Origin of the sequence: uncultured Corynebacterium sp., assembly GCF_937999985.1 — a bacterium.
GTDB lineage: Bacteria > Actinomycetota > Actinomycetes > Mycobacteriales > Mycobacteriaceae > Corynebacterium.
The window spans coordinates 1-8609 of sequence record NZ_CALLDG010000161.1; the positions used below are offsets into that span (position 1 = coordinate 1).

The following is an 8609-nucleotide window of genomic DNA, read 5'->3' on the forward strand; positions in this document are numbered from 1 at the left end:
CGACGAGCTGGTGTGGGCCGGCGGCGACGGACCGAAGTGGGCAGCGGGCGGTAGCTACATGGCCGTGCGGCTGATCGTGATGCTGACGGAGTTCTGGGATCGCATCTCTATCGCGGAGCAGGAGCAGATCTTTGGCCGCGAACGCTTCAGCGGCGGGCCGCTTTCCGGCGGTGACGAGTGGGAGGAGCCGGACTATCTGGATGACCCCACAGGGGATGTGATTCCGGTGGATGCGCACATCCGCTTGGCGAACCCGCGGACCGAGGAGACGGCGAACCAGTTGATGCTGCGGCGTGCCTATAACTACGACAATGGTGTGCTGGACAACGGCACCCTGGACGTGGGTTTGGTCTTTGTGTGCTTCCAGCAGGATCTGCAGCGGCAGTTTATTACCGTGCAGAAGCGGCTAGAGGGCGAACCGCTGGCTGACTACATCAGGCCGTACGGCGGTGGGTATTTCTACGTATTTCCCGGAGTGTCCGGGAAAGATGACTTTCTGGGTAAGGGACTTTTCGTTCCCCCATACGTGGGTAAATCAAAGTGACTGGTGTGAAAAGTTGCGTATGTCTGCAACCTCGCGCTGACCAGTCAGTTTAGAGAATCTACTTGGAAAAATCGTCTGAGCAGGGGTTTTTGTAATTTCTAGCACTGAAAAATCCCAGGGCGAAAGCTACTTTAAAAGTGTCCGACGTTTCACCCAGAAGCCAAACGGTTTGGCTACACACGAAAACACAGGAGAAAGACATGAAGCTGTCCAAGAAGATCACCGCTACCGCCGCTGCTACCGCTCTGGCTTCCGCAGCCCTGCTGACCCCGGTTGCTAACGCTCAGGAAGGCGAGGGTACCGCTCCGGCTGCAGAGAACGAGAACCCCCAGCCGGAAGACAACGGCGCTGGCGAAGAGCAGCCGGGCGAAGGCAAGGGCGACGAGAACGGCAACGAAGACGACCAGACCGGTGACGACAGCACCGAGGACGAGCCGGCCGGCTCCTCCAACATGAGCAAGGAAGACAAGATCGCTGCCGGCATCGGTGGCACCATCGTTGGCCTGGGCGTTCTGGGTGCAATCCTGGGCAACGCCGGCGACAAGGGCGAGGACAAGGCCGACGACGAGGCTGAGGCTCCCAAGGACGGCGAGAAGGAAGAAGCTCCGGCTGAGGGCGAGGGCAAGCCGGAGGCTCCGGCTGAGGGCGAAGAGGCACCGGCCAAGGAGGACATCGAGGCTCCGGCAGCTGAGGCTCCAGCCGAGGGCGAGGCTGAGGCACCGGTCGCAGAGGCTCCGGCTGCAGACGCTGAGGCACCTGCAGAGCGCAACGTTCAGCTGGCTAACACCGGCGTTAAGCCGGAGATCTCCATCCTGGCTGGTCTGGCCCTGATCTCCATGGTCGCTGGCGCTTGGATGATGTTCGCTCGCCGCCAGGCATAACTCACGCTTCCACAGCGTAATCACGCAAAAGGCGGTCCACGCCTTCCGCTTAACCCACTAACCCGCGGCTCCTTCTCACTTTGGAAGGTCCGCGGGTTTCTTCATGCGTTCCCACGCGCCAGGCTCTGAGCACGCTCCAGACTTTCTCAGAGCCGCCTATGAGCGCGGGGCCGAGCGCCGAGAGCGCCGCTAGTCGGCCATCTCCCGCCAGAACTCCTCCAGCCGATCGGAAACCAGCTCCGGCTCCCGCGCCCAACGGTTGTGCCCCAGCTGCGAATCAAGCTCCTCTACCTGCACCACGTCAGCGGGTAACTCCGACCCCAGGTTCTCCGCGGAAGCGATCGGGCAGTCCTCGTCGTTCGCGCAGCGCGTCAGCAGAACCGGGGTGCGCACGGACTTCTTCGCCTCTTCGTAGTCCATGTCCTGGTCCGCCAGCTTGTGCAGGCGGTTTGTTTGCCCATAACGGAACCACTCACGCAGCTGCGTGCCCGATTGGCGCCCGTAACCCGCCAGATCCAGCACGCCCGCGGGCTGGTATCCGAACAGCAGGATATTCAGCATGATCTGGTACGTCCCGAAGCGCAGGCGCCTACGCTGCTTACCCTCAAACCCTTTGTAATAAGGGGTGCCGGAACCCACGCCCATCATCCCGCGAATGCCCAGCTCTCCAGCCTCGGGCCGCGCAAGGAAGAGCGCACCGATCTGTCCGCCCATCGAATGGCAAAGCATTAACGTGGGGTGATCTTTATTGACGCCCAGCGCCTCCTTCGCAGCCCGGATCGTTCGCGGATAATCCTGAGAGGCCAGCTGGTGGTAACCCCACTGGTGCTTGCGGGTGGCTACGGCCGTGGAGCTACCCTGGCCTCGCAGCTCGCCGGTAACCACCGGGTATCCGCGGTCGGCCAGCTCCCAGGCGATCGGATCGTAGTAGCGAGCGCCCATTCCGAAGCCCGGCCAGACCACGATCAGGGGGCGCGCACGATCCCACGCGGCATCCGCTGGGCTGTTTGCTGGGTTCGCGGTACTGCCGGAGGCGGTGGCGTCCGTACCTTCCTCCCCCACTTTCGCCGTGCCGGGCAGGAACAGGCGAACCTGCGACGTGGTGCCGTCGGCCATCTCAACCGGCAGCAGGGTCGGCTCCCGGCGCGGCTGCGTACGAGTGGTTTTCGCTTGGTGTTTCGAATCGCTCACAACACTCGATTAAACAACAAAAAAGCGCACGTCGGGGCGATTTACACGATGGCGGGTTCGCGCGCACCATTCCGGTGGGCGGCCGTGATTGCTTCGCTGAGGTGGCGCCTTAACTTCACGAACTGAGGGTCCGCCGTAAGGTCGCGCAAACGCGCCTGCAATGCATCGCGACTCGGTACTTCCTCACCCGGTACGCCCGCCTGCCCGGAGCTCGCACGCACGGCCTCCGGGACGGCTACGTCGTCGATAATGCGACCTGGGTTCGGTGCCATAACGACGACCCGGTGACCCAGCAGGATGGCCTCTTCCACTGAATGAGTGACGAAGATGATCGTGGGCTGGTAGCGATGCCAAATCCGCAGCAGCTCAGCCTGCAGCTGCTCGCGGGTAAAGGGGTCCACAGCGCTAAAAGGCTCATCCATCAGCACCGTTTCCGGGCTAGCGGCCAGCACGCGGGCAATCTGGGCGCGCTGTTGCATGCCTCCGGATAGCTCATGCGGGAAGCGCTCCTTCGCGGCGTTGAGGCCCACTAGATCCACCAGCGCGTCGCCCTCCTTGCGCTCGACAGTCGAGCCCGTGAATGTGCTGCCCAGCCGCACGTTATCCCGCACATTCAGCCACGGGTACAGATTGGGCTGCTGGAACACCACGCCGCGATCCACGCCCGGACCGGTGACGGTGTGTAGTTCGGACTCATTGGCCCCGGCGCGGACCTCACCACCGGTGGGTGGGAAGAATCCGCCGACGATCTTTAAGAACGTTGACTTTCCGCAGCCCGATGGGCCTACGAGGCAAACAATCTGCCCGCTGGGGATCGTGAGGTCTACTTCGCGCAGCGCCTCAATGCGCTGGCCGGTATCTGTCGTAAATACGTGGTGTACGCCCCTAATTTGCAGCATGGTTGCCTCCGTTCTGCTCCGATTTATCGTTTTTTTGGTCGTGCTTTTGGTTCGATTTCGTTCCGGCCTGGGTGTTAGGTTTCTGACCGACCTCAGTGCTGTGCGTGGCCTCGTGGTAGTGCTCCGCCGGCGCGGCCTCCGGAATGTCACCCTGATCCACCAGGAAGTCGGCTGTTTTGCGTAGCACTCCGGCGACCGTATCCAGGTACTCGGCCTGTTGGTCGCCCTTGACAAAGGTCACGCCCTTCAGCTGGCTCTTCGTATCCTCCAGATCCATGCCTGCTGCACTAGCGTTGATCTCTGCGTACTGCTCCGGGTTTTCCTCGCCGTAGCGGACGATGTAATCCATAAGATCCAGCCATGTCTGCAGCACTGCATTGTTGTCCTGCGTCCATCCGCGGGAGGCGAGGGTGACGTTGAACGTCGGGTCTCCCAGATCCGCCACATCCTGCGACGTCACCAAGACGTGCCCAGACTTCTTCACCTCCGACAGGGTCGGGTCCCACACGTAAGTCGCCTCGATCTCGTTGGAGTTCCACGCGGCCGGCAGTTTATCCGGGGAGATGTTCGTAATCTCTACGTCCTTTTTCGGGTCCAGGCCGGCCGCGATCAGCGCCTTCAGCAGGCTGTAGTGCGCAGTCGAGGAGTACGGCACGGCGATCTTCTTACCCTTGAGCTCCTTGACCGTCTTGGCGTGCTTGGCCACCAGCGCCTCGGATTCTCCAAGCCGCGAGTTCACCCACGGCACTACGACGTCCAGGTTCATCGGCGCGGAGAGCGCCTTCGTCGTCGGCGTGGAGCCCAGCCCAGCCAGGTCCACCGAGTCGGAGGCGAAGCCCTGGACGATGTCTTGTCCTGTCGGGAATCGTGTCCAGTCCACCTTCACGTTGGGCAGGCACGATTCGGCCAAACCCTGGTCGAAGGCGTAAAGATCCGGGCCGGGGCTACCGAGGTACCCGATGCGCACGCTGCCGCTCGTCTCGTTGACCTCGATGGGGCATTCGGCGTTCTGCGCGTCCTCGCGTTCTTTCGCCGGTGTGCCGACGCACGCCGTGAGGCTGCTCGCTAACCCGATCGCCGCCAGGGCGCCCACGGTTTTTTGGTAGTGACGCCGCAGGGGCGCACCGGTCTTCGTAGTTGATTTAGCCATCACTGCTTCCCCCTCCAGGGTGCAAAACGGCGCTCCACCTGCACCAATGCTTGGTCAAAAATGAGCGCTGTGATGCCGATGACGATGATGGAGGCGATCGTCAGCGCGGTATTGAGTTGAGTACCGGAAATATAGGCCAACCCACCGATGCCGGGGATTCCGTCGTTCATCTCGGCCGCGACGATAGCGGACCAGGCTAGGCCCGCGCCGAGGCGAATGCCGTTGATGATCTCTGGCAGGGCTCCGGGGATGATCACCCGCCGAAGTACCTGGGAGCGCCGCGCGCCGAGGGTGCGAGCTGCGAGGATCCAGTCCCTTCTAATGCCGGTCACGCCGGTGATCGTGGCTACCGTCACGGTGGGGAACACAGCGAGGAACAGCAGCACGACCTTGGATACGTCGCCGATACCGAACCACACGATCAGCAGGCCGATATACCCCAGCGGCGGCAGAGCACGCAGGAAGGACAGGTAGGGCTCAACGATGGCCCGAACGGTACGCGAGGAGCCAAGTAGCCATCCCAGCAGCACGCCGACGATGGTGCCGGCGATGAGGCCAACTGCGATGCGCTCGATGGTGGCTAACAGGTGCTGCCACAGGAAGTATCCCTCCACGCCACACTCCGTGCGGGCGCTAGAGGCCGAGGCAGGGTGGCAGGTGTTGGTGCTCCACAGCTCGTGGAGCACCGCCCCAGGGGATGGGAGAACGACGGGGTTGATGCTGGTCACTGTGGTGACCAGCCACCACAAGGCGATCAGCCCGGCGAGGCTGCCCACCTGGATCAATCGTCTTTTGGCTTTCCTTGAGCCCTTAGATTTTGCCGGCTCGGTTGTTACCCGATGCGGCTTTGGCGTTTCGGTGTTTACTGATTCCGCCTTCTGCGAGTGTGCCGGCTGGCTTTCTTCTGCCTTCACTTTTCTGGGGCTTTTCTTAAAGTCGAGGATGGAAGTCATTAGCGCGATCCTTCCTCGTCGCCCGGTGCGGGATGATTCGTCACCGTGTAACCGAGTTCCTGCAGCCGGGGCACCACGCCTTCGCCAACGGTCCAGGTCTCTTCCAGGTGCGGGTATGCCGAAAGAATTACATGCTTAATGCCCGCCTGCCGGTACTCCGCTAAGCGCTGTGCTACTTCCTCATGGCTTCCGACCAGTGCGGTTCCCGCCCCGCCACGGACAAGTCCGATACCTGCCCATAGATTTGGGGCGACTTCCAACGTGTGGGCGTCAGTACCAGAAACAAAATCCTGACCCCGACCGTGCAGTTCGCTTTGGCGCCGCTGCCCCTCTGACTGCGAACGCGCCAGACCTTGCTGAATCTTCCGAACCTCATCGGGATCCAGGCTGTCAAGGAGGCGCTGCGCTTCCTGCCACGCTTGTTCGGAGGTGTCGCGGGAAATGATGTGCAGGCGAATACCGAACTCAACCTCACGCCCGGCGGTTGCGGCGGATTCTCGTACGCGATCGAGCTTCTCGGCGACCTTGTCCGGGGTTTCTCCCCAGGTCAGGTACACATCCGCCTGACGTCCGGCAACCTCGATGCCCGCCGGCGAGGATCCGCCGAAGAAGATTGGTGGCACAATCTCGGGACGCTTGGCTAGCACGGCGTTTTCTACGGATTCGTAGGTCCCTTCCCGGGTAATCGGCTCGGTGCTGGTCCACAGGTCACGGGCTAGGGTCAGGGCCTCGTCAGCGCGGGCATAGCGTTGTTCCTTGGTGGCGTAGTCGCCCAGCGCGCGCTGTTCTGCATCTTCCCCGCCGACAACCACGTTCAGTAGCACGCGCCCGTCCGATAGGTCCTGCAGCGTCTGTGCCTGTTGCGCGAGAACTGGGGTGCTGACCAGACCGGGGCGCAGGGCAATCAGGAACTTGATTCTTTTTGTGCGGGCCAGCAGTGCCGCATCGGTGACCCAAGCATCGCCGCACCACTGACCGGTAGGAGTCAATAACGATTCGAAGCCATTAGCTTCGGCAGCCTGCGCGATCTGCGTGAGGTAGTCGAGGGTCGGTTCGCGGTTGCCACGATAGAAGCCACTACCGTGACCTCCTCCGATGATCTGGCGGGAGTCGCCGTAGGTGGGTAAGAACCAATGCAATGTGATTTCTTTGTCGCTCATGTCAAAGAGTAGACCATGCTGTCTAGTTTTGACGCCATGATTTCATTCGCGCTGAATTTAAACAGAGCTTTGCTTATCGGCTATCCCAAGCGACCTGCATTGATAGCTCAAGATAAGAATGAGCATAAATGTTGCTACAATTGCTTGACAGACAGATCGGTCTACCGAATACTGGTTTTCTATGACCCTCACGCAGCCCTCACCACTCCTCCACTCCGCAGCGGCGGCTCGCTTCGCCCTACCCGCCGCTCCGACCGCCCGCTGTCTCCACCAGATTCGCACCCTCCGGCAAACCGACCGAACTACCCTGCGTGACACCCTCGAGCTTTCTCAACCCAGCGTGGCCCGCCACGTATCGACCTTGATCGACGCCGGCCTGGTTGAGCAGGTCGCAGCACCCGAATCTTCCTCTCGGGGAGGTCGCCCTGGTACGCGCCTTTTGCCCGATGGCAGACACCTCACCTTCCTTGGCGCGCATGTCGGGCTACGCATCACCCAGCTAGTCGCTTGCGATGCGACGGGCAGAATCTTGGCCCACCGTAAGCTGCCACTCGACATGGCTGTAGTGGATCCGGGCGATGCCTTGGAGGCCATAGGCCACGGGCTGGCCGCTCTAGCACCGGCGAATAGCCCAGTTGTTTGCGCAGGTCTAGCCCTATCTGCACACGTGGATGAGGCCGGGCTCGTAAGCTCCGAAACCTACGGTTGGGACCACGTAGATGCTGCTTCCCGCGTTGCTGCGCAAATAAACGTACCCGTAGCCGTCGCCGGTGGCGTTGCCGCTATGGCCGCGCATGAACTCGCAGCCACTCCCCTTGCAAATACTCGGACCATGCCTGCTGATGCTAAGCCCAGCCAGCCGGATTCCACCCTGTACTTCTATGCGCGAGAATTTGTCGGCCATGCTTGGATATTCAACGGGGCAGTACACCGCCCTCACTCCGGTGCGGCATCCCGCGCATTCCAACGCATCGGTGCCCAAGGATCTTTCGCGGCCTCCCCTCCCGGCGGTACGCATCCCCTCAGCTCAACGGCGCTGCTCAGTGCTGCAGCTAGTAAAGGAATCCCGGCGCGCAACGTAGCTGAATTAGTACGAATTGGCCGGCCTGGAGCTGACCCCCACGGGCTAGAGCGCAGTGGCTCCGTCGGCGCAGATCAGACCCAGGAGGCAGCTAAATTACTCGACGAACGCGCCGAACTACTCAGCCGCTCTATCGCGCTGGCGGTAGACATCGTAGACCCACAATCGCTGGTCTTCGCGGGTGAGGCATTTACTGTCGACCCGCAGGCAATCCGCGTGGTCGCCCGGACCCTGCGCAACCAGCCGGGAATCCCTCGGAATCTGCGCCTACAAACTGCTAGTTCTAGCATCCTGCTCGATGCCGCAAAAACGGTAGCTCTCAATGCACTGTGGTCTAACCCGCTGGAGGTACTCCACGAACGCTTCGGTGCCGAGCTACCTACAGCGAACTAGCCCACCCACATCGGGCACCACGGCGGTGGGCGTTCGCTAAAAGGCCATTAAACGGCCACTAGACGTCAAGGAAGCGCACGTCGCGCGCGTTCTTCGTAATGAAGCTGCGGCGGGCCACAACGTCGTCGCCCATCAGCACGCTGAAGATCTCGTCGGCGGCCGCAGCATCCTCCAGGTCCACGCGGCGCAGGGTGCGCACCGTCGGGTCCATGGTGGTTTCCCACAGCTCCTTGGCGTTCATCTCACCCAGACCCTTGTAGCGCTGGATGCCGTCGTCCTTGTTGATCTTCCGGCCCTGCGCCAGGCCCTCCTCGAGCTGCTCGTCGCGCTCGCGGTCACTGAAGGCAAAACCGGGCT

General features: G+C 61.8%; 8 protein-coding genes and 1 pseudogene. 3 read left to right on the top strand and 6 right to left on the bottom strand.

Translation table 11 applies throughout. The features are described 5' to 3' along the window. Both Q0331_RS07655 and Q0331_RS07660 read left to right on the top strand, forming a co-directional pair. A partial coding sequence (locus Q0331_RS07655; protein ID WP_298075803.1) for a Dyp-type peroxidase occupies positions 1–544 on the top strand: 544 nt, incomplete at its 5' end. 200 nt (positions 545–744) lie between these two features. Then, the gene (locus tag Q0331_RS07660) at positions 745–1425 is read left to right on the top strand and encodes a cell surface protein (RefSeq protein ID WP_298075804.1); all 681 of its coding nucleotides are present in this window, start codon (positions 745–747) and stop codon (positions 1423–1425) included. Between the two features lie 189 nt (positions 1426–1614). Here the strand turns inward: Q0331_RS07660 and Q0331_RS07665 are convergent, their stop codons facing one another. Genes Q0331_RS07665 through Q0331_RS07685 form a run of 5 tightly spaced genes read right to left on the bottom strand, consistent with a single transcriptional unit; the run spans position 1615 to position 6778 of the window. After that, the gene (locus tag Q0331_RS07665; protein WP_298075805.1) at positions 1615–2616 is read right to left on the bottom strand and encodes an alpha/beta fold hydrolase; all 1002 of its coding nucleotides are present in this window, start codon (positions 2614–2616) and stop codon (positions 1615–1617) included. A gap of 41 nt (positions 2617–2657) precedes the next feature. Next, on the bottom strand, positions 2658–3515 hold the full coding sequence (locus tag Q0331_RS07670) for an ABC transporter ATP-binding protein (protein WP_298075806.1): 858 nt from the start codon (positions 3513–3515) through the stop codon (positions 2658–2660). Continuing rightward, a complete protein-coding gene (locus Q0331_RS07675) occupies positions 3502–4665 on the bottom strand; it encodes an ABC transporter substrate-binding protein (RefSeq protein ID WP_298075807.1) in 1164 nt (387 codons plus the stop codon). The genes Q0331_RS07670 and Q0331_RS07675 overlap by 14 nt, the downstream gene beginning before the upstream one ends. Further along, the gene (locus tag Q0331_RS07680; RefSeq protein ID WP_298075808.1) at positions 4665–5618 is read right to left on the bottom strand and encodes an ABC transporter permease; all 954 of its coding nucleotides are present in this window, start codon (positions 5616–5618) and stop codon (positions 4665–4667) included. The genes Q0331_RS07675 and Q0331_RS07680 overlap by 1 nt, the downstream gene beginning before the upstream one ends. Continuing rightward, entirely contained in the window at positions 5618–6778 is a 1161-nt protein-coding gene (locus tag Q0331_RS07685) for an LLM class flavin-dependent oxidoreductase (protein WP_298075809.1), read from the bottom strand. Before Q0331_RS07685 ends, Q0331_RS07680 begins: the two co-directional genes overlap by 1 nt. Positions 6779–6959: 181 nt before the next feature. On the opposite strand from Q0331_RS07685, the gene Q0331_RS07690 reads away from it, so the two are divergent. Continuing rightward, positions 6960–8252: an ROK family transcriptional regulator gene (locus tag Q0331_RS07690; RefSeq protein ID WP_298075810.1), complete on the top strand. Its 1293-nt coding sequence runs from the start codon at positions 6960–6962 to the stop codon at positions 8250–8252. A gap of 58 nt (positions 8253–8310) precedes the next feature. On the opposite strand, the pseudogene Q0331_RS07695 reads toward Q0331_RS07690, so the two are convergent. Then, positions 8311–8609, bottom strand: a pseudogene (locus Q0331_RS07695) (DNA topoisomerase IV subunit B); the annotation flags it as partial.